18 protein-coding genes are annotated in these 22,611 nt (G+C 57.8%); 11 read left to right on the top strand and 7 right to left on the bottom strand.

All coding sequences use genetic code 11. The features are described from left to right. Positions 1-99: 99 nt before the first annotated feature. The 5 genes from PYTT_RS03625 (at position 100) to PYTT_RS03645 (ending at position 5,251) form a co-directional block, all read left to right on the top strand. A complete protein-coding gene (locus tag PYTT_RS03625; protein WP_067776805.1) occupies positions 100-612 on the top strand; it encodes a single-stranded DNA-binding protein in 513 nt (170 codons plus the stop codon). Between the two features lie 179 nt (positions 613-791). After that, entirely contained in the window at positions 792-1,715 is a 924-nt protein-coding gene (locus PYTT_RS03630) for a dihydrodipicolinate synthase family protein (RefSeq protein WP_067776801.1), read from the top strand. Between the two features lie 60 nt (positions 1,716-1,775). Continuing rightward, entirely contained in the window at positions 1,776-2,945 is a 1,170-nt protein-coding gene (locus PYTT_RS03635) for an AGE family epimerase/isomerase (RefSeq protein ID WP_067776798.1), read from the top strand. A gap of 139 nt (positions 2,946-3,084) precedes the next feature. Further along, positions 3,085-4,164 (top strand): D-alanyl-D-alanine carboxypeptidase family protein, encoded by a 1,080-nt coding sequence (locus PYTT_RS03640; RefSeq protein WP_071133273.1) that lies wholly within the window; start codon positions 3,085-3,087, stop codon positions 4,162-4,164. A gap of 7 nt (positions 4,165-4,171) precedes the next feature. Further along, positions 4,172-5,251 carry a 6-phosphofructokinase gene (locus tag PYTT_RS03645; RefSeq protein WP_067776792.1) on the top strand — a complete coding sequence of 360 codons (1,080 nt, stop codon included), beginning with the start codon at positions 4,172-4,174 and terminating at the stop codon, positions 5,249-5,251. Between the two features lie 208 nt (positions 5,252-5,459). Here PYTT_RS03645 and rnhC read toward each other — a convergent pair whose 3' ends face one another. Next, entirely contained in the window at positions 5,460-6,389 is a 930-nt protein-coding gene (gene rnhC / locus PYTT_RS03650) for a ribonuclease HIII (RefSeq protein ID WP_067776789.1), read from the bottom strand. A 187-nt stretch (positions 6,390-6,576) separates the two neighbouring features. Here rnhC and PYTT_RS03655 point away from each other — a divergent pair, with 187 nt between their 5' ends. Both PYTT_RS03655 and PYTT_RS03660 read left to right on the top strand, forming a co-directional pair. Further along, entirely contained in the window at positions 6,577-6,876 is a 300-nt protein-coding gene (locus PYTT_RS03655; RefSeq protein WP_067776786.1) for an HU family DNA-binding protein, read from the top strand. 203 nt (positions 6,877-7,079) lie between these two features. After that, positions 7,080-10,955: a glycoside hydrolase family 2 TIM barrel-domain containing protein gene (locus tag PYTT_RS03660; protein ID WP_071133274.1), complete on the top strand. Its 3,876-nt coding sequence runs from the start codon at positions 7,080-7,082 to the stop codon at positions 10,953-10,955. An 85-nt stretch (positions 10,956-11,040) separates the two neighbouring features. Here the strand turns inward: PYTT_RS03660 and PYTT_RS03665 are convergent, their stop codons facing one another. Beyond that, positions 11,041-11,793: a thiazole synthase gene (locus PYTT_RS03665; RefSeq protein ID WP_281241777.1), complete on the bottom strand. Its 753-nt coding sequence runs from the start codon at positions 11,791-11,793 to the stop codon at positions 11,041-11,043. A 205-nt stretch (positions 11,794-11,998) separates the two neighbouring features. Here PYTT_RS03665 and PYTT_RS03670 point away from each other — a divergent pair, with 205 nt between their 5' ends. Further along, on the top strand, positions 11,999-12,760 hold the full coding sequence (locus PYTT_RS03670) for a hypothetical protein (RefSeq protein WP_156850320.1): 762 nt from the start codon (positions 11,999-12,001) through the stop codon (positions 12,758-12,760). Between the two features lie 489 nt (positions 12,761-13,249). Here PYTT_RS03670 and PYTT_RS03675 read toward each other — a convergent pair whose 3' ends face one another. Continuing rightward, the gene (locus PYTT_RS03675; RefSeq protein ID WP_067777135.1) at positions 13,250-14,434 is read right to left on the bottom strand and encodes a class I SAM-dependent rRNA methyltransferase; all 1,185 of its coding nucleotides are present in this window, start codon (positions 14,432-14,434) and stop codon (positions 13,250-13,252) included. Positions 14,435-14,538: 104 nt separating this feature from the next. On the opposite strand from PYTT_RS03675, the gene PYTT_RS03680 reads away from it, so the two are divergent. Together PYTT_RS03680 and PYTT_RS03685 are read left to right on the top strand one after the other, a co-directional pair. Continuing rightward, positions 14,539-15,669, top strand: a complete 1,131-nt coding sequence (locus PYTT_RS03680; RefSeq protein ID WP_067776776.1) for a M42 family metallopeptidase — start codon at positions 14,539-14,541, stop codon at positions 15,667-15,669. Between the two features lie 90 nt (positions 15,670-15,759). Further along, a complete protein-coding gene (locus PYTT_RS03685; RefSeq protein ID WP_067776774.1) occupies positions 15,760-16,797 on the top strand; it encodes an acyltransferase family protein in 1,038 nt (345 codons plus the stop codon). 32 nt (positions 16,798-16,829) lie between these two features. On the opposite strand, the gene PYTT_RS03690 is transcribed toward PYTT_RS03685, so the two are convergent. The 4 genes from PYTT_RS03690 to PYTT_RS03705 form a co-directional block, all read right to left on the bottom strand. Continuing rightward, a complete protein-coding gene (locus PYTT_RS03690) occupies positions 16,830-17,681 on the bottom strand; it encodes a hypothetical protein (protein WP_067776771.1) in 852 nt (283 codons plus the stop codon). Between the two features lie 137 nt (positions 17,682-17,818). Continuing rightward, positions 17,819-18,592, bottom strand: a complete 774-nt coding sequence (locus PYTT_RS03695) for a cytochrome c biogenesis protein (RefSeq protein WP_067776768.1) — start codon at positions 18,590-18,592, stop codon at positions 17,819-17,821. Beyond that, a complete protein-coding gene (locus PYTT_RS03700) occupies positions 18,589-19,713 on the bottom strand; it encodes a cytochrome c biogenesis ResB family protein (RefSeq protein ID WP_067776765.1) in 1,125 nt (374 codons plus the stop codon). The genes PYTT_RS03695 and PYTT_RS03700 overlap by 4 nt, the downstream gene beginning before the upstream one ends. A gap of 4 nt (positions 19,714-19,717) precedes the next feature. Then, the gene (locus PYTT_RS03705) at positions 19,718-21,433 is read right to left on the bottom strand and encodes a cation:proton antiporter (protein ID WP_067776762.1); all 1,716 of its coding nucleotides are present in this window, start codon (positions 21,431-21,433) and stop codon (positions 19,718-19,720) included. A gap of 148 nt (positions 21,434-21,581) precedes the next feature. On the opposite strand from PYTT_RS03705, the gene pyrC reads away from it, so the two are divergent. After that, positions 21,582-22,589 carry a dihydroorotase gene (gene pyrC, locus PYTT_RS03710; RefSeq protein ID WP_067776759.1) on the top strand — a complete coding sequence of 336 codons (1,008 nt, stop codon included), beginning with the start codon at positions 21,582-21,584 and terminating at the stop codon, positions 22,587-22,589. The last annotated feature ends 22 nt before the right edge of the window (positions 22,590-22,611 follow it).

Raw genomic sequence — 22,611 nt, forward strand, 5'->3', positions numbered from 1 at the left:
GCATCGAAAACTCTTATGATACATCCATCAAATGCGCCAAAAGCACCCGACGGGGCGGGCGCATTCCACCAGCCACTCGCACCGCATTTCATTCATCATATGGCCAATTACAACAAAGTCATTCTCATGGGCAACCTGACCGCCGACCCGGATGTGCGCACCACCCCGAAGGGCACGCAGGTCACGGAACTTCGCCTCGCCATCAATCGCTTCGTCTCCGGAGACAACAACGGCGACCGTCGCGAAGAAACCACATTCGTCGACGTCACCTGCTGGGGCCGGACAGCCGAAATCGCAGCCCAGTACCTCACCAAGGGACGCCCCGTCTTCCTCGAAGGCAGGCTCCAGTACGACACATGGGACGACAAGGCCACCGGCCAAAAACGATCCAAACTGCGCGTCGTCGCCGAAAACCTTCAGCTCATGGGCTCCCCCCGCGACGGAGGAGGCAACGGAGCCCCCCAGCAACAGCGCAACTACGGCAACCAGAACGGCGGCTACAACCGCCAGCAGAACAACAACTACGACCAGCAATCGTCCGGATACTCCCAGCCGCGCCAGAACAACCCGGCGCCGCCTGCCGAAGAATTCGACGACGACATCCCGTTCTGAAGCACCTGCCGGCATCTTTTCCATCCCCGCAAACCTCACGGTTCTGCGGGGATTTTCTTTCTGTCCACGGCATCCTGCCCATCCGCGACACGAACATTGCAAATCCCCTCACTTGAGGCTTGTCCTCACGCGACGCAAAGACTATACTTCACCGCGAAATCACCTTAGCATTTCATCGTATGATCACTACATCCCTCAAACTCCACGGACTCGTCGCCGCCACGCACACCCCCATGCTGGCCGATGGCAATGTCAACCCGAACGAAGTCGACAATCAGGCTCGCTTCCTCGCCGGACAGGGCATCAAACTCGCCTTCATCACCGGATCGACCGGCGAATCCGCCCACATGCAGCTCACCGAACGCAAAGAGATTATCGCAGCCTGGGGAGAAGCCAGCAAAAAACACGACATCGATTTCATCACCCACACCGGCGGCAACAGCGTCTGGGATGCACAGGAACTCGCAGCCTACTCTCAGGAACACGGAGCCGTTGCAACCAGCAACAACGCCCCCTGCTACTTCAAGCCCGGCAGCCTCCAGCTCCTCGTCGACTGCTGCAAACATGCGGCCGCCGGCGCACCGAACCTGCCGTACTACTATTACGACATCCCCGTACTCACCGGCGTCTCCTACAACCCCGTCAAATTCATGGAACTGGCGGAAAAGGAAATCCCGAACTTCGCAGGCATCAAATTCACCAACCCCGACCTCGCCCTCTACATCGACGCCCTGAACTACAAGAACGGCCAGTACGACCTCCCCTGGGGCGTGGACGAATGGTTCCTCGGCGCCCTCGCCACCGGCGCACAGGGTGCAGTCGGCTCCTCCTTCAACTTCGCGCCGAAACTCTACCTCGACCTCATCGACGCCTTCAACGCCGGAGACATCGCCAAAGCTCGCGACCTCCAGCTCAAATCCGTCAAAATGATCAACATCCTTGCTTCCAAGGGATACATGAGCGCTGCCAAAACCGTCATGGGCTGGCACGGCGTCGATCTCGGCCCGGCACGCCTCCCCATGGGCAACCTCAGCGAAACAGCCAAGATCGAACTCAAAAACGAACTCACCGCGATCGGCTTCTTCGACTGGGCTACCAAATAACCTCCCTCCCCCTGCGCCCACCCGAACCACTCCGGGCGGGCGCACCACCTCTTTCTCACCATGGACATCAAACAACTCGGCCATTTTTACAAGGAAAGGCTCCTGAAAGACGTCGTCCCATTCTGGTTCCCCCGCGCCTACGATAAACAGCACGGCGGCCTTCTCCATTGCTTCGACCGCGACGGCACCGTCGTCGATACCGACAAATCCGTCTGGGCTCAGGGACGCATGGCATGGATGCTGCTGACCATGTACAACACCGTCGAAAAGAACCCCGACTGGTTGAAATATGCGGAAAGCGCGCTCAAATTCCTCGAAGACCATTGCATCGACCCCAAAGACGGCCGCATGTACTTCCACGTCGCGCAGGACGGCACCCCCATCCGCAAACGCCGCTACGCCTTCAGCGAATCCTTCGCCTCCATCGCCTTCGCCGCCCATGCCAAAGCTACCGGCAACGAAGAATCCGCCCGCAAGGCCCGCCACTGGTTCGACATCTTCACGGACATCAACTTCACCCCGGGCAAAATGGTGCCCAAAAGCACCGGCAACCGTCCGGCCATCGGCCTTGGCCCGCGCATGATCGCCATCGTCACCGCACAGGAACTGCGCCGCTTCCTCGGAGATGAAGACCGCTACTACACCGAATGGATCGACCGCTGCATCGACGACCTCAAAACCTACTTCCTGAAGCCGGACATCAAAGCCGTCATGGAAACCGTCGCACCGGACGGCAGCATCATCGACCACTTCGACGAACGCACCCTCAACCCCGGCCACGCCATCGAAGGCGGCTGGTTCATCCTTGAAGAAGCGCGCCACCGCGGCAACGACCCCGGCCTCATCGAAATCGGCTGCAACATGATCGACTGGTCGCTCGCCCGCGGCTGGGACGAACAGCACGGCGGCCTCCTCTACTTCGTAGACGTCTACGGCGGCCCCGTCCAAGAATACTGGCACAACATGAAATTCTGGTGGCCTCACGACGAAGCACTCATCGGCACCTGCCTCGCCTACATCATGACGGGCGACCAGAAATACGCCGACTGGCACGAAAAAATCAAAAACTGGTCCTTCTCCCACCTGCAGGACGCCGAATACGGAGAATGGTTCGGCTACTGCAACCGGGACGGCTCCCCGGCCAACACCCTCAAAGGCAGCCTGTGGAAATCCTTCTTCCACCACCCCCGCGCCATGTGGACCTGCGCCCACTACTGCGGAGCCTTCTGACCAGCATGCTGCCGGGAGCGGACGATCCGCACCCGGCAGCCACTTCTCTTCCATGACGCTGAAAAGCAGCCCGTTCCATGCATCACATGGAATTTAGACTTTTCAAATCCGAATTTTCGCCTACAATCGCAGCACATCCATGACCATGTTGAAAAAACTACTCATTGTGATCTTCTCCGCCGTGGGGCTCGCAAGCCTCGCGCAGGCGCAGAACTCATCCGAAAAAACAAGCTACCTTGCGCTGGAAGTCAACACGGGCCGAGTCCTCTGGTCCAGCAATGCCGAGCAGGTACGCCCTATCTCCAGCCTCTCGCAGGTTGCGACCGCACTCGTCACTCTCGACTGGATCCAGCGCCGAGGCATCAGCCTCGACCAGGCGATCACCGTCCCGATGGCCGTACAATCCATCAAAAAAACCAATCCGCTCAACCTTCGCCCCGGCGACCGCATCAAACTGCGTGACGCCGTATTCTCCACCGTACTGGCCGCCGACAGCGCATCCGCCTACACACTGGCCCATTACGTCGGAGCCGACCTCACCCTCCGCGCAGGCGGCGGCGACCCCATCCAGCTCTTCGTCGCGCAAATGAACAAACTCGCGCAGAGCATCGGCATGGTACGCACATCCTTCGTCGGCCCGCACGGACTCGACGTCTCCGGCCGCAGATCCGAATCCTGCGCCGTGGACATGGCTCTGCTCGGCATGTACGCCATGCAGAACGACGTCTTCCCCTTCATCGCCCGCCAGAAATCCCGTCAGATCGCGGTGGAAACCCCGGCAGGCGTACAGGAACACATCGTCAACAACACCAACCCCCTCATCGGAGTGGACGGCATCGACGGCATCAAAACCGCCAACTCCCTTGCAGCAGGCCCCTGCGCCCTCATCACCGCCACCCGCCAGCCGGTCAAACGCACCAATGCGGCCGGCACCTCCGGCATCTACAACCAGCGCCTCATCATCGTCATCCTCGGCATGCCCGACGCCGGACAATCCAACCGCTTCACCTTCGCCAAACAGCTCGTTACCGACGGCTGGCGCGAATGGGATGCATGGCAGCGCGCAGGAGAATCCTACGCCAACCAAAAGGACTTCATCCGCTTCCCCTCCAAACCCGTCCACGCCTCCGGCAGCAGACCTGCCCAACCCAACATCCAGCAGCAGCCTGTGCAAACGCAGCCCGCACCCTCCGGAGTCAGCTCGGACTTCGCGTACTAAATATTTTATGAACATCGGCATCTTGAACAGCGGAGGCGATTGCCCCGGATTGAACGCAGTCATCGAAGGAGTCGTCGGCGCAGCATCGCGCCGCGGCTGGACCGTCATCGGCTTCCACGACGGTTTTGAAGGACTCCTCTCCACCGAAGACAATCCTCGCTTCGACACCCTCACCCCCGTCTCATGCCGCAACATCCGCGCCATGGGGGGCACCATCCTCGGCACCGTCAACAAAGGCAACTTCACCATCAAAGTAGGGGTAGGCCAAAAAGGCGAAATCGAACCTTCCGTACTGGAAGCCACCAAGGCCACCGTCCGCAGGCTCGGCCTCGACGCTCTCGTCGTCGTCGGGGGAGACGGCTCGCAATCCACCGCCCTCCTCCTCTCCGAAATCGGCCTCCCCGTCGTCGGAGTCCCTAAAACCATCGACAACGACCTCGAAGCCACCGACTACACCTTCGGCTTCCAAAGCGCGGTTGCCGTCGTCTCCGAATCCCTTGACCGCATCCGCACCACGGCCAACGCCCACCAGCGCATGATGGTCATCGAAGTCATGGGGCGCCACGCCGGCTGGATCGCCCTGCATGGCGGCATCGCCGGAGGTGCGGACGTCATCCTCCTCCCGGAAATCCCCTTCGACCTCAACAAAGTCGTTGCGGACATCATGCGCCGCAAGGAACAGGGCCAGAGGGAAATCCTCGTCATCGTCTCGGAAGGAGCCAAAATCGGCGACACCCTCTACACCCTCGATGCTGAAACCAAGGGAGAAGTCCGCCTCGGCGGCATCGGCAACCTCGTCGCCGCCAACCTGGAAAAAGCCACGGGCATCGAAACCCGTTGCTGCATCCTCGGCCACCTGCAGCGCGGCGGCTCCCCCATCGCCTTCGACCGCGTCCTCGGCACCCGTTTCGGATCCGCCGCCGTCGAACTCATCGAGCAGGGAAAATTCAGCCGCATGGTTGCCCTGCAAGGCACATCCATGACCTCCGTTCCCATCGAAGAAGCCGTCGAAACCCTCAACCTCGTCGACCCCCACTGCCAGCTCGTCACTACGGCGCGCGACCTCGGCATCTCCTTCGGCGACTGACCGGACAGCCACATCGCTTTCAAGCCGCCTTTCCACCCGGGAAGGCGGCTTTTTCATCTTTGAATCACAGCCGGATCAAAAAATCTGCAACGGCATACGCCACAAAGAACCCCTGGAACCGTCCCTCGCCATCCTCATCCATATCAATCCGGCCGATTGCCGGACTTCCTGCTCCCATCACCCGGAACCGCCTGTGGCTCCAAAACCATTACAGCACCTGCCCCGTCGTCTTGAAATGCAACTTCGCCACCTGCCCCAGCATATCCGCCCCGTACTGCCGCACAAACGCCTTCCCAGCCTTCACCACATGAGGCCCCGCGCCCAACGGCAGCTCGCATTGCCCGCCGGCGGCGGCATCCTTCAACCAGCGAACGAAACGCTCGCGAGCCAGAATCGAAGCAGCCGCCACGGCCACATCGCTCTCAGCCTTCGTCTTCTGCTCCAGCTCGATCGGCACCTTGCGTGCACCTAAAGCCTTGCGAAGCACCCACGGATTGGCGAACTGATCGCTCAACGCCCGCGGACAGGACGGCACCTTCTCATGCAAAGCGGCAATCACCCGTGCATGCCCCCAGGCAAGCAGGCGATTCAAATTCCCCATCTCCGCATAAATCTCATTATACCTCTTCGGCCCGATGCACACCACTTCGAAAGCAATCCCCGGCACCGCCACGATCTTCGCAGCCAGTCGATTGATCGCCGCCGCACTCTTCACCAGCTTACTGTCGCACACTCCGGCAGCGGCCAGCTTCTCCGCAATCGCGCCATCCGTATACACGCCGGCAATCACCAGCGGGCCGAAATAATCACCCTTGCCGCTCTCATCAATCCCGAAATGGGGCGTGGCATCCACGGCAACCTTTCTCGCTCCCGCCACCCCGGCCGCCACCGTCGAATCGGTACGGTGGCGAATCCCCGTCACGCGGGGTTCAAGCACAAACTCAAGAAACTCCTCCGTACCCTTCCCCTGCACCACGAGCTTATTACTCTTGGTATAAAAAGCGATCGAAACGCCCGGCCGGGTAAACGCGAAGGCCGCATATGGCACCTCCTTCGGCTCATATCCTCCCTCCTGCAACACCCGGAGCAGCTTCGCCGCCTCGTCGTCACCGATCACCGTTGAATAAATGGAACTCATGCGAACAGCAGAGTAATGGCCTTTCCGGACCAGGAGGTCAAGGAAATAATGAACTCGAAACACCCGAATTACGCAGAAATTCGATTTTGTGCAAAAAAAAGCGATACAGCCTCACTTTTTGCGAGACAAAGCTTCAAAAATGAGCTATATCTCTCCTAGCGTTAGCACAAACACCTCATCATACAACATGGCTAAGACATTAACTAAACGAGATCTCGTTAATCAGATCAGCGCCCACTCCGACCTCACTCAGAGTGATGTCTTCGACGTCATTCAGAAAGCCGTCGAAATCATCACAAAGCGCCTCGGCAAGGGTGACCGTGTCGTTATCCGCAACTTCGGCACCTTCCAGGTCAAGACCGTGAAAGCCAAAGTTGGGCGCAACCCGAAAAACCCTGCCAAGGATGTACCCATCCCTGCACGTTCTGTTGTCAAATTCAAGGCAGGCAAGACCCTGAAGGAAACCGTTGGCAAAATCGAAGCCTGAATCATTTCCGAGCTTTTACAGTGAAGCGCTCCCTTTTTCAAGGGAGCGCTTCGCTTTTTACAGAGAAAGCACATCCGGGAGCCACCCCCACTCCCCTCATTCTCCCACTTTATCATTGACATACAGGCACTACATGATAATATACGCCAATGCCTCTCTGCCGAAATTGCCTCTGCAGCATCACGAGCCTCCTCAGTATTGCGATGGCCGACCAAACAACGGAACAGCCGCGCCACGATTGGGAAAACGAACAAATCACACGAGTCAACACGGAACCGCCCCGAGCCTCCATCATGCCGGGAAGCGATCGCATCCAGATCCTGAACGGAGACTGGAAATTCCATTTCTCCATGACCCCGGACAAACGTCCGGCCGACTTCCATCGAACGGATTATGACGTCTCGGAATGGGACACCATCGAAGTGCCCTCCAACTGGCAACTCGCCGGATACGGCACCCCCATCTACACCAATGTACCCTACCCCTTCAAGCCCAATCCCCCCTACGTCATGGGAGAACCACCCAAGGATTGGCCCGCCTATGAAGAACGCAACTCCGTCGGCTCCTATCGGCGCACTTTCACCGTCCCCGAAAACTGGAAGAACGAACAAGTCATCCTCCGCTTCGACGGCGTCGAATCCGCCTTCTATGTATGGATCAACGGCGAAAAAGTCGGCTACGCGCAGGACTCCTACACCGCCTCCGAATTCGACATCACTCCCTACCTTAAGCCCGGAGAAAACACCATCGCCGTCGAAGTCTACCGCTGGAGCGATGGCTCCTACCTCGAAGACCAGGACTTCTTCCGCCTCTCCGGCATCTTCCGGGATGTCACCCTCTTCGCCCAGCCCAATCTCCACGTGCGCGACATCTTCTTCCGCGCAGGACTGAAAAAACCGGAATACACGACGGGCACCATTGATGCCGACATCACCGTCCGCAACACCGGCAAGGAAAACATCCCCGCCGGGAAAAAAGTCAATATCACCATCAAAGGCATCGAAGAAACCTACTCATGGTACCGCCCCTTCGGCCAAGGCATGTACAACCCGTCCAATGAAGGACAGGAACTGGGAACCTTCACCGTCGAACTTCCGTCCATTCCCGCGGGCGAAGAAACCACCGTCAACTGGCAAAAGGAATTTCCGAAAATCAAGGCATGGACAGCCGAAACACCGGAACGCTATCAGGTCTCCTACAGCATCGAAGGCAGTAACGACATCCGCAAACTCAACATCGGCTTCCGCAGCGTCGAAACGGCGGAAAACGGAGCCGTACTCATCAACGGTCAACCTGTCAAATTCAAAGGCGTCAACCGGCACGAAACCTCTCCTGACTATGGGCGCGCCATCCCCAAGGCGCAGATCCTCGAAGACATCCTCATCATCAAATCGCACAACATCAACACGATTCGATGCTCCCACTACCCCAATCAGCCGTACTTCTACGACCTGTGCGACAAATACGGCATCTACGTCATGGATGAAGCCAACTGCGAAGCCCACGGCATACGCGGCAGCGCCATGGACATCTCTCGCAAACCATCATGGGAAAAAGCCCATGTCGAACGCAACATGAGCATGGTACACCGGGACAAAAACCACGCCAGCATCGTCTTCTGGTCGCTCGGCAACGAATCGGGCAACGGCCCGAACTTCGAAGCCGCCTCCCGGGCCATCCGCGACTACGACAAAACGCGCCTCCTGCACTACTGCGAATTCCCCGCTGGCCACCCCGCCGTGGACATGGACTCCTGCATGTATCCGCCCGTCGAACGCGTCCTCCAATGGGGAACGCAGAAAACCTCCCGCCCCTACTTCGTCTGCGAATATGCCCACGCCATGGGCAATGCCCTCGGCAACTTCAAGGAATACATGGATGCCTTCGAAAGCTCGCCCCGCATGATCGGCGGCTGCATCTGGGACTTCGTCGACCAATCCCTCCATGCCAGCAAAGGAAAGGACGGCCAATACCGCGTCGCCCCCTTTGCCACGCGCACACTTGCCTACGGCGGCATGTTCGGCGACAAACCGAACCAGAACAACTTCTGCGACAACGGCATCATCCTCGGCAGCCGCGAACTGACCGCCAAAATCAAGGAAGTCAAACACGTATACCAATACGTAGGCTTCCAGCATAAAAACGGCACGCTCGCCGTCACCAACAAACACTTCCACAAAACCATGTCGGGCTACACCCTCCAGATCATCCCTCTGGGCCTCGGCGTGGACAAAAAAATCATCACCAAATCCTTGCCGACCCTCAAACCCGGAGCCTCCGCCAACATCCCTCTGGAACAGGTGCCGGCTCTCGTCCTCGTCAGGAACAGCAGCTTCGGATCACCCAACGGCAACATCGATCCCACCGATGCGCAGGATCTTGAAACGGCCGTCAACCATGCGGAAGCCTATGCCTACATCGACGGCCCCGCGGACAACTACTACATCGGCAGCGGAAAGAAAACAGACGGCACCGTCAACCTGCATATCGAAACCACGGACAACCGCATCATCGTCAGCCGCCCCGAAGAAGCGGACAAACCGAACTTCAGAGTCGAATTCGCCCACGGCATGCTGGAATCCTTCCAGTGGGGCGCTGAACAATTCATTTGCCCCGGCATGCCCGTACGCCTGCAGGCCTTCCGCGCTCCCGTGGATAATGACGCATGGATCCGCGGCAAGTGGATGAACACACTCAAACTGCATAACATCAAAAGCAAATGCCTCGCTATGACCAGTGAACAACTCCCCGGAGGAGCTGTCCGCATCGTCTCGGACATGGAAACCGAAGGCTCGCCCCTGCAGTTCCGCTACCGCATCGTCTGGACCGTCACGCGCCCCGGCTGCATCGATGTATCCGCACAAATCTACCCGTCCGAAAAAGGAGTGGAACTGCCCCGCCTCGGCTTCACATGGGGCATGCCCGCCCTCTTCCGGCACGTCTCCTACTATGGCCGCGGCCCGTGGGACAACTACTGCGACCGCAAAACATCCACATGGAAAGATGTCTTCTCCACCACTGTTGACGACATGTTCTTCCCCTACTCCCGCCCGCAGGAAATGGGCAACCGCACGGACGTCACCTGGCTCGGCCTCGGCAAGGCGCCTGCGGATGAACTCTTCTATGTCGGCGCAGCGTCCGGCTCCGACCTGCTGGAAACCTCCGTCAACTACTACACCGCGCAGGAACTCGACAAGGCGCGCTCCCTCGACAACCTGCCGAACAAAGACAAAGTCGTCGTCAATGTGGATGCCTTCCAGATGGGCCTTGGCGGGGCCTCCTGCGGCCCCCGCCCCATGGTGGAATACCAGACCCTCAGCAAACCCACCGCACTGGGCTTCACACTCTCCGTCCTGAACCAGGTCGAAGTCATGGCATGGCACAAGGAAATGGCCGAAAAAAACGGCATGGGCGTCTCCGAATCCACCGTTCCCCACACGCCCGTCATCGACCGGGACGAGGAAAACCGCATCACACTCACCTCCTCCACGCCGGAATGCAAACTCATGTACTCCATCAACGGAGGCGAAACGAAGGAATACAAGACTCCGTTCACGCTGGAACAAGGCACCGTCAAAGCATGGGCGGCCAACGGCAAAGACACATCCGTACCGTATGAACGCGCCTTCCATGCGGCAGCCACGCGATCGGACTGGAAAATCCTCTCCGCCTCATCCGAAGAGCCGGATACGGGCTTTGCCCATTACGCCATCGACGGAGACCCCAAAACATATTGGCACACCTCCTACACCAACGGCCTCCCGGGCTACCCCCACTCCCTCGCCGTCGACATGGGGAGGAAACAGAAATTCACCGGATTCATCTACACACCTCGCACCGACCTTCCCAACGGTCTCATCCAAACCTACGCCTTCTCCATCTCCGACGACGGCAAAACGTGGACACCCGTCAAAAACGGCAAATTCACCTACCACTACATTCGCAAAGACCCGGCAGAACAGAAAATCGACTTCGATGCACCCGTAGAAGCGCGCTACTTCAAATTCGATGCCCTCTCCCCCGTCCATGCAGACCATCCGTGGGCCACAGCCGCCGAAATCAACATCGTCGCACAATAAAACCAGAGCTTCCCATACAGGAAAAACGCACAAAGCCCCGCTCCTCTAAAATTGAGGAGCGGGGCTTCCGTTAAAAAAAATGGGATTACTGATGCAGGAACGAAGTCAGAGGACTCGTCGCCACGGCACGGCGGGATGAAGAAGCCAGCCCGGCTTCATACGCCATACGCCCCGCACGGCAGGACAAGGCAAAAGCCTGCGCCATCGCGCAGGGATCGCCGGCAGCCGCAATCGCCGTATTGATCAGCACCGCATCGGCGCCGATCTCCAAAGCTTCGGCCGCATGGCTGGGTGCGCCCAGGCCGGCATCCACGACCACGGGCACACTCGCTTGCTCGATAATAATCTCGATCTGCTCACGCGTCGTCATCCCGTGATTTGTGCCGATCGGAGCGCCCAGCGGCATCACCGCGGCCGTCCCCACATCCTGCAGGCGTCGGGCCAGCACGGGATCCGCATTGATATAAGGCAGCACCACGAAACCTTCCTTCACCAGAATCTCCGCAGCCTTCAGCGTCTCGATCGGATCGGGAAGCAAATAATGCGGATCCGGATGAATCTCCAGCTTGATCCAGTTCGGCAAACCTGCAGCCACCGCCAGCCGAGCCAGCCGCACTGCCTCTTCGGCAGTGGCTGCACCGCTGGTATTCGGCAGAATCAAAAACTTCTCGGGATCGATAAACTCCAGAATATTGGCGGCAGGATCATGCTTGCCCGTCAAATCGGCACGCCGCAAAGCCACAGTCACCACCTCCGAACCCGAAGCCTCCAGAGCATCCCTCATCACATCGGGCGAAGAAAATTTACCTGTACCGACCAACAAGCGCGAAGAAAACATGCGCCCGGCTATACACAAAGGAGAAGTGCCGTCTTGCATGACCGCATCATACTCCCTTTTCCGGCGGATGCAATGCGTATCCATCCTCATGACAATCCTCCCCCTTGCATTCCATCGTACAAAAAGCCATCATGTCATCGTTGTGCATCCATTTGAAAACAACGCGCCGTGGTGGATTCGACCCCAATTGTGGGGCCTCGACATCATGCTCGTTGCTCTCGCATGGGGATTGGCCTATTCCAAAATGCTCTGGATCATCGGCTTGCCGGGAGAGCCGCTCTTCCTCCTCTGCGTCTGCGTATGGGGCTTCGTCCTCATCATGCGCATGCTCAAAGTCATCATCTACAAAAGCGATCCTCATGCCTGCTGGCGGCCGGAATTCTATCAGGCACGCTTCATTCCTCTGGCCTACCTCATCATCGCAGCACTCCTAGCCGCCCTGTGGCTCGGATTGTATCAGGTCGGCATCGGCCTGCTGACCTTCTGCTCCATCCCGGCTCTTTGCACAGCGCTGGCCCTCATGGTACCCTACCTTTGGAAAAACAGAATCCTGCAAACCGCACTCATCGCCCTCAGCTTTGCCGGTGCATGCTCCGCTCCCGCGTGGTACTACTCGATCACCGCCCCCATTGCGAACATCATCCTCTTCCCGCCTACCCTCTGCTTTGCAGCACTCGTCATGCTCCACCTCCTGAGCCGCCATGCATGGCTTCAACAGGGACAGGAACAGAACCGCATCGTCGGCCTGCTGCCCGTCTTCCTGCTGGCGCTCCTGCTGGCCTGCCTCATCCTGGCAAACATCATGCCTCCATACGAAAGGTGCTTCTACTACACCATCGCCATCGGTGCAGCCTGCCTTCAGGTACTTGACCGCTACAGGCACAGAATGACCACCGACCAGCTCTTCGCCATCGGCTGGCTCAGCCTCGCACTCCCAGCGCTTTCCGCCTTCCTCTTCCAGAACTAGGAAGACATTCCCCCCGGCACTATACCAACGGAAGCAAACACGCTCCCGCAGAACATACGATTCATCGTACCGTCGCAAGACCTCGCCCCGGCCTCGTACAACCAGCCCCAGTGCTTTCAGGCAGGCACAGAAAAGGCTTACCCCGTAAAAGGAAGTCGCCCCGGTCTCGAAAGACCGGGGCGCCCCAACTACCCTATGAAACTAGACCCCACTTGAGGGCCCAAGGAGATTTTTAAGTCCGCTCCTCCGGACGAGCACAGTATAGCAGAATCGAATATCCGGTCAACACTTTTTTGAAGAAATCTGAAAAATAATTTGAGAAATTACAACAATCGAAACCATGAAATTTTCACCGTCAATCCTTCACGCAACTTTCATTTTTTGTCTAAAAAAATTCGCCATCCATGACACTGCCTGCCGCCCCCAAAACCAAAAATGAAAATCCCCCGCATGTGCAGGGGATTCGTCATCGGAAAACGGTGGACAACCTTATCTGCCGGGCACCAGCTCGAAGGAAAACCCTTTCAGATACTCCGTCTCCGGCAAATTCAGAAGAACAGGATGATCCGGACTTTGCCCATGCGTCTGAAGAAGGCGCAGAGTGGCAGGGGCATCCACCGCAGCCTCTCCGATACTCTCCCTGAACAGCTCGGCGCTCGCATGGTGCGAACAGCAGAAAGTCGAAAGAATCCCGCCCACTGGCAGCATCTTCATCGCACGCAGATGAATCTCCTTATAGCCGCGCATCGCATCGTGCAACGACTTCTTGCTGCGCGTAAACGAAGGCGGGTCGAGAACAATCAAATCCCACTTCGGTTCACCGCCGTTGCGCACCTCATTGGCTTCCTTCTTCAGGAAATCAAAAGCATTGTCCGCCACAGCATCGATCTTCACCCCGTTCAGCTCCGCATTGCGGCGCACGGAAGAAATCGCCTCTTCGGACACATCCACCGCCGTCACCGACAAAGCCCCGGCCCGCGCACAGGCTAGCGCAAACCCGCCCTGATTGCTGAAACAATCCAGCACCCTGCGGCCCTTCGCCCAACGGGCAACCTCCATATAATTCTGCAACTGGTCAAGATACAGCCCCGTCTTCTGCCCCGTCTGCAAATCCACAAGGAAACGCAAACCCCTGCCCTGCACATCGAACGGCTGAGGCTCCTCACCCATGGCCACATACACCTCCTGCTCCAGCCCCTCGGCCGCCAGCATCGGAGAATCATTACGCACAATCACCGCTCGCGGCTGCATCAAATCGCCCAGAATATTCGTAATCAGCTTCACGCGCTGCCACATCGCCACCGTCAACGTCTGCACCACCAGCACATCCTGGTAACGATCCACGATCAGGCCGGGCAAACCGTCCGACTCGCTCCAGACCAGCCGAAGCAGGCTCTCGCCCGGCATCAGCCTCTCGCGCAGCGCAATCGACTGACCCAAACGGCGCACGAAAAACTCGCGGTCCAAATCCTGCTTCCTGCGCGAAAACCTCCGGGCCACGATCTGCGACTGCGGATTATACATCGCGGAACCCAGATACCTGTCGCGGCCATCCTTCAAAGCCACCACATCGCCGGGCCGAGGATTGCCGAACACCTTGCGTACTTCCGAACCGTACACCCAATCGTGCCCCTGAAAAATGCGCGCCCGAGGCGCAACGATAAGACCTGCCATAACGCAGCCAAAGTACCTCATTTGCCCGCAACATACAAGAAATTTTGCCCGGCGGGAACAATAGACTGGAAAAAGCGCCTGAATGGAGTATGCTCACGGGTACAATGAACACCGAATTGTTACGCAAAGTATGCCAGACGCCCGGTGCGCCCGGCTTTGAAAACGCCATCCGCGAATTCATCATCAAGGAAATCACCCCCCTCGTCGACAGCATCAGCGTCGACAACATCGGCAACGTCATCGCCGTCAAAAAAGGCAAGGACTCTTCCAAAAGCATCATGGCCGCCGCGCACATGGACGAAATCGGCTTCATCGTCCGCCACATCGACGACAAAGGCTTCCTCCGCATCCTGCCCCTCGGAGGCTTCGACCCGAAAACCCTCACCGCCCAGCGCGTCATCGTCCACGGCACCAAAGACCTCCTCGGCTGCATGGGCGCCAAACCCATCCACGTCATGACCCCGGCGGAACGCGCCAAAATGCCGGAAGTCACCGACTTCTTCGTCGACCTCGGCCTGCCGAAGGAAGAAGTCGAAAAATACGTCTCCGTCGGCGATGCCATCACCCGCGAACGCGAACTCACCGAAATGGGCGACTGCATCAACGTCAAATCCCTCGACAACCGCGCCGGATGCTACATCCTCATCGAAACCCTCCGCGCCCTCAAAGCTGCTAAAACCCTCCCGGCCTACGACCTCTATGCCGTCTTCTCCGTACAGGAAGAAGTCGGCTGCCGAGGCGCACAGGTAGGGGCCCTGCAAATCCAGCCGGACTTCGCCTTCGCCCTCGACGTCACCATCGCGTACGACACCCCAGGCGCGGGCAGCCATGAAATGTGCACAGAACTCGGCAAAGGCACCGCCATCAAAATCTACGACAGCTCCCTCATCGCCGACCGCCGCATGGTCGCCTTCATGAAAGCCGTCTCGGAAGCCGAAAACATCCCCAGCCAGCTCGAACTCCTCGCAGCAGGCGGCACCGATGCCGGCTCCATGCAACGCTTCACGGCGGGAGGAGCCATTGCCGGAGCCATCTCCGTCCCCGTGCGCAACGTCCATCAGGTCATTGAAATGGCGCATAAAATCGACCTTCAGGCCTCCGTCGACCTCCTCACAGCCTGCGTCTCCAACCTCCAGCAGTGGGATTGGAACTGGGGTGCGGAAAACAAACCGCTCTCCAAAAAGGCATCATCGAAAAAGGCCGACAAAAAACCTGCCAAAAAAGGCAAAAAATAAACGGCTCCCTCCCTCCTCCGCAGCCGGTAACTTCCAGCGGCTGCGGAGGTCTGCTGCCTACCTGCCCTATTCGCGCTTCTCTCTTTCTGAATGGAACCTCTCTCCGCCGTTTCCAAAAACAGAATCCCGTGGATTGATCTGGCAAGAGTTTTGGCGATGTACTTCGTCATCCTCTCCCATACGCAAGGATCCGCCCCATGGTGCACCTTACCCACGCAAGGTGGCGTCATGCTCTTCTTTTTCCTTGCGGGGTACTTTTCTCCGCGAAACGCAGGAAAAAGCTGGAATCGGGTCATGTGGCTCGGTATCTCTTGGACCGCTTGGGCTGTGATCGCCGGATGCCTGGCTTATGTCACAGCCACATTATATCCGAACGATCCTCAGGCTACGGTATGGAAGGATCACCTCGGCGCGATATGGATTATCCGCAATGCCTTCGGCCTGGGCGAACACCCCTTCCTCGTCGTCCTGTGGTTTCTATGCAACCTGTTCGTTTATCAGACCGTCTATGCAGCATGCAGAATATACTGCTGGTGCACCCTCCATATATATTCTCTTGTTCTATTGCTCTTGATCCTCTGGGGAACGACTAACTATTCGATACCCTATATACACCATGCCGGCATTCTGTGCTTCCTCTCCGGCGCCGGAATGCGAAGCATCAAACCCGGCGATCTGGCTCAGGCCATGCGCAAACGCCTTTGGATACTGCTGCCCCTTGTCATTCTGGCATGGAGCGCCTTTTTCTTTCATGGGCAATCCTACCTCTTCGAAGCTCCTTGGACATGGTTGATGTTTCCCCTGTTGGCCGGTGGCGGCCTTGCTCTGCTCCTGCTTGCCCTATTCCTTTTCCCGCTCGGTGGAAAAATAACATCGTACCTTGCTCATATGGGGCCGGCTCTCATGTGGATTTACGGAGCCCATATTCCGCTCTACCGCGTCCTCAAAGCTGCCTTGCGAGCCATCGCCGGGCATCCTGTCGAATTGAACGCCGCGGCTGCTCTCATCTCCTTCTTCATCCTGTATTACCTGTACCTCCTTTTCCAAAAACTCTTTCCCCTACCCATGAGTATTCTTTGCCTTGGAGCACGGACAAAGCCGTTCCGCGCGACTCAACATCAAGGATAATCTGTGATTCGCACACAGGTTCATCACACACATCAATACGAAAGGCTGATCCCATCCAACGCCTCTTCCAATTCGGAAGAACCGAAATGGTCATTTTGCCCAATGCGCTTCAGCTCGTCTCCCCACACGTTCTGCATCCTTGAGAAAAGGTACTCATCCGGCATACGCACCCGGTCTCTGGCAATATCGGAAACCTTCCTCCCGCTCAAATACTCTTCCGCCTTCTTCTGCCTCTCCCTCAATACCGTCATGCGGACTGCCACGGCATCAGCAGAAGCCGTATCCTTCACGGAAGCCAGAGCCACAGTCATCTCCTCCAGAATAGCCATCAGCTCATAAAAATATCGGCGATACACTTCCTCCTGCTCGTGCGCCATCACCGGATCCGTGGCATACACCACCTCCGGAAACACACACAAGGACCCGAAAGCTTCAATGGCGGCCTTGACATCATCCGACAAAAGCCCCAGCACCCTCAACCGGGAAATTTCAAAATGCAAGGCCGTATCAATCACCCTGCTCTGAACTTCGTACCGTTTTTCCACACGGGCTTCGTCTTTGCAGGAAACAAGCATATCGCCGATATGCTCCTGCCAGCTCGCCTCCGTCCCCTCACAAATAGCTTCAAGCTTCGGTATCGCCGCAGAAGCCGTTGCTGAATCCGCAATCCCCTTCAACACATCGAGCATCTTCTGCTTTCCTGCAAGAATCTCCTGACGATATGACTCATACTTGCTTTCGGCAGGCACGGTCTTCCCGACGGGCAAAGGCATCGTCGCCAAATGCCAGGCCCTGGCAGCATCATCCTCACGGGGCAGTTCCTGCCCCTGCACATTCCCGATCAGCAACATCACACCCAGGGTAGTTGTCCATTGTGTCTTCATGGAACATCACTATACATCCACTCACACCACCACCAAGAATAAAATCGTACATTCTTCGGAAAAACACGGCATGACGAAAAAAGCCGAACAAACGCCACTCGTCATACCGGCAACCGTGGCGAAGCATCTCTACACACTCACTGCGCGTAACTGTGCATCGACGTAATCTTCGGCAGCAGATTCACCACGAGGAAAGTCACCAGCAAGGCGGCAAAAGCCAGAAACAGCACCACGCGACGTGAACGCAGCCTCTCCGGCTTGCGGGGAATATGGAAATACACCAGATACAGCCCCCATGTCACCAGAGACCATACCTCCTTGATATCCCATGCCCAATAACCGCCCCATGCGGCATCGGCCCATACCGCGCCCGACCACAAGCCGAAACTCATCAGCGGGAAACCGAGCAGCACCGTATCATGCGCGGCATCCATAAACTTATCCGACTCCCATCGCCTCCAGCACGACACAGCCACCAGCACCGTCGCCACCGTCATCAGCCCGTAGGACAGCAGATAAGCCGCCACATGCGGCACAAACCACGGCGACTGCAAAGCAGGCATCTGCCGCCACGAATCCAGCACGGGCATACACAACGCGCCGACCATGAATAGAACAGCAGCCCCGGCAAAATACCCAAGCAGCCACGCATGCTTCTGCACCTTCCATGAATAGAGATACGCCGGCCCCAGCACCAGCGGCACAATACACATCACATGGTGCATATTGCCGAATGGCGGAGCTTGCGCCAACTCCCAGTTATACGCCAGCAGCACGGCAGACACCAGCCAGCCCATCACGAAAAAGCGGAACGCCCAAGTTTGCCGCCTCTTGCACGCCAGCAGCATCGCCACGAAATTCAACGCCAGAATGGCGCACACCATCACATGAATCCAGTTCGTCTCATTCATACCGCTACCTCCGTCTGTTCGGATTGGGACTTCTTCCTCTTTGGCCACCAGCACCACATCGTCAAAGAAACGAGCAACCCGCCGATGCCATACATCATCCACACATCGCCATAGGAACGGCGTGCCAGAAACTGCACACAAAGAATACCCTTCTCATCACGCCGATTCAGCAAATAAAATATCCAATCCCCATACCCCAGCGGCTCATTCACCTTCATCGTAAACTCCTTCCTCTCCTTGCCATCTTGCACCACGCACATCGCCGTAAACATCTTGACCGGGGATTGCTCCTGCACTGCGACCCTCTCGTGATCGACAACATAAACCGATTGGGGCATATTACCCAGCTGAATGAAGTCCGACACAGGAATGGCCTTCAAACCGTCAAAACGCACCATACCATCCTCCACCTTCTTCTTCTGCAGCAAACTGTTCCCCTTCTCGCCTACCCGGTACAAAGAATAGTCGACAGGATCGTAATATTTCTCCTCGAAATCGCTCACACCCAAATGAAACCCCAGGGCAAACTCCTTCCCCTCGTCATTGAGAACCTTGTTTGTTGTCATCACACGCGGCGTTTCACCCGTCTTCATCACATACTGCCCGACCGGCAAATAGAGCAAAGCCTTCACCTCATTGAAATAATCCACATAAGCTCCCACACCCATCGCCACAAGCGCCAAATGCGCTACGGCGAGGCAAAGCTTCCGGCTCATCATGCGCGACAGCACAAACACCGCCACTCCGCCGCAAGTAGCCGCCACCAACACGAACACGGCAAACCAGAGCGCCGTCACCCACGACCAGAAAGAATCGAACGGCAGCCCGGCCAATCCGTCGCAGCCCGCCCATACCCCTGCCGCGCCGCCACAACAGACGAACAGCAGCAGCACAACCGAAGGCAATCGCCACCACCCCCGGCCGGAAAGCCGGAAAGCCGCATACAGGCACAACACCCCTACCACTCCGCCCAGCACCAGCATCACACCGCTGCGATACACCTGCGGCACCCCGTTAACCGGAGAAGCCCCGGTCACCAGAAGCAGCAGCACCGCAGCCAGCACCATCACCGCCACCTTCATCATGGCATATAAACTCGATTTATTCTCTTGCATCATCATAAAATCATCCTGCCTGCCTCAGCTCATCATGAATCCTCCGGCGCTCCTTCTCGATATGTTCATCCGTCGCACCGAACTGGCGCAGCAAATGCTCCGCCATCGACATCGCCACCTCGCACTCTCCGGCAAACACCACCGCCTCGCTCCCCTTGCGCAGACTATGAGCCTCACGCATAAACGTCGTATGAATCACCACGGCAATCTCCGGATTCAGCGCGCGAGCCGCCTCCATCACCTCATGGGCTGCAGCACCCGCCGAAGAAACGATCAGGCCGGATGCATGAAGCACCCCGGCCGCCGTCAGCACATCGCGCTGCCGAGCATCGCCATACACGGCCTTGATACCCTGCGAACGCAAATGCAGCACCGTATCGATATTCATCTCGATAATCGCCACATCGATATTATTCTCCACCAGAATCCGGCACATAATACGGCCGGAAGGCCCATATCCGATAACGATCACGCGCTGCTTATCCTCCTCCACCAGCTCATGCCTATCCTCCGTCGCAATCTTCGACCGACCTATCCCGCAACGCTCCAGCAAACGCAGCATCCCCGGAATACATCGATACAACAAAGAATTCAACGCAATCGACACCACAGCGGCAGCGATCAATGCATTACCCGCCACACTCGGCAGCACCTTGTAATGCACACCCATCGCACCCAAAATAAACGAAAACTCCCCGATCTGCGCCAACGCCACCGAAACGGACAACGCCAAACGCATCGGCTTCCCCAGCAACCGCACCACGACAAATGCCGCCAGCGGCTTGCCCAGCATCACGATCCCCAGAGTCGCCAATGCCAGCGGCCAGCTCTCCAGCAAAGCCACCGGATCGAACAACATCCCCACGGACAAGAAAAACAGCACCGCGAACGCATCGCGCATCGGCAAAGCCTCCGCCGCCGCACGCGCACTGAAATGCGACTGCCCTACAACCATACCGCTCAGGAAAGCCCCCAACACCATCGACGCACCGAAAAACTCGGCGGAACACACCGCAATACCCAAAGCCAGCACCAGCACCGACAGCGTAAACAAATCCCTGGTACCTGTCCGTGCCACCCACTTCAAAAACAGCGGAATCAACCTCTTGCCCACCACCAGCGTAAACACCACCAGCAGGCCCAGCTTCACCAGCGTCCACCCCAAAGCGACAAAAATCTCGCCTACCCCTCCGCCGGACTGGGACGGCCCCAACATCACCGGAAGCAGCACCAGCAGCAAAATCGTAAACAAATCCTCCACCACCAGCCAGCCCAATGCCACATGCCCGCTCGGCGTATGCAAATCCCGGTAATCCGCCAGCACCCGCGTCAGCACCACCGTACTCGCCACGGAAATCGCCATCCCATACAGCACGCCTGCCTCCCATCCCCAGCCGAACGCGTGGGAAACCACCGCACCCAGCACCGTCGCCACGGCAATCTGCACCATCGCCCCCGGCAGCGCCACACGCTGCACCGCAATCAAATCCTTCAAATGGAAATGCAACCCCACGCCGAACATCAGCAAAATCACCCCGATCTCGGCCACCTGATCCACCATCCCCTTATCGATCTCAATCCCCGGAGAATACGGCCCCACAATCATACCCGCCACCAAATAGCCCACCAGCGGAGAACAATGCAGCTTCTGGGCCAGGTACCCCAGCAGCAACGCAACGGACAACCCACCGACGAGAGCATAAATAAGTGGAAAATCATGTCCCATGTGAACGGAAGATTATGAAAAAACATCCCCTCCACGTCAAGAACCATTCAAAAAACTGACGTAAAAACCCAAACGGCAACCGACAGCACCGCCACACGCACAGCAAATACCGCTTGCCAGCCTCTCCGGCATCCGGTACACTCCCGGCATGCAGATCACCCTCGACACACCGCTCGACATGCACCTCCACCTCCGTGATGGAGAAATGGCTCGCCTCGTCACCCCCTGCTCGGCCCGCACCTTCGCCGGAGCCGTCATCATGCCCAACCTCGTCCCGCCCGTCACCGATTCCGCCGCCATGCGGGACTATGCCGAACGCATCCTCCAAGCCGCAGACGGATGCGACTTCCGGCCCTACATGACCCTCTTCTTCAAAAACCAGACCCGGCAGGAACTCGAAACGGCGCTCGCCAACCCTCTCTTCTTCGGCCTCAAACTCTACCCGGCCGGAGCCACCACCAACAGCGAAGGCGGCGTCAAAAACCTCGGAGAAACCGGCACCACCCTCCACCTCATGGAAGAAATGGGCATCCCCCTCCTCATCCATGGTGAAAGCCACGGCTTCGTCATGGACCGTGAACAGGACTTCCTGCCCGTCTACCGAAACCTCGCCACCCGCTTCCCCAAGCTGAAAATCAGCATGGAACACATCACCACCGCGGCTGCACTGGAACTGCTCGACGCCCATGAAAACCTTCATGCCACCGTCACCCTCCAGCACCTCCTCATCACCTTGGACGACCTCGCAGGCGGCATGCTCAAACCCCACCTCTTCTGCAAACCAATCGCCAAACGCCCCGCCGACCGCGATGCACTCCTGCAAGCAGCACTCTCCGGCCATCCCAAACTCATGTTCGGCAGCGACTCCGCCCCGCACCCCATCCATAAAAAAGAATGCTGCGGCTGTGCGGCAGGCGTCTTCACTGCCCCCTTTGCCCTCGCAAAACTGGCCGAAACATTCGCGACCCATCAATCGCTCGACAACCTGCAGGCATTCGTCTCCGGCAATGCACGCCGCATCTACGCCCTCACACCGCCCGACAAAACCGTCACGCTCGTAGACACCCCCATGACCATTCCCGCAGCCTACCGCGGATATGGACAGGAAATCGTCCCGATGGACGCAGGACACACCATCGGCTGGAGTGTCGCCTGATCCGGCCCCCGTGAAACGGCTC

Source organism: Neoakkermansia glycaniphila (assembly GCF_900097105.1).
GTDB classification, from domain to species: Bacteria; Verrucomicrobiota; Verrucomicrobiia; order Verrucomicrobiales; family Akkermansiaceae; genus Akkermansia; species Akkermansia glycaniphila.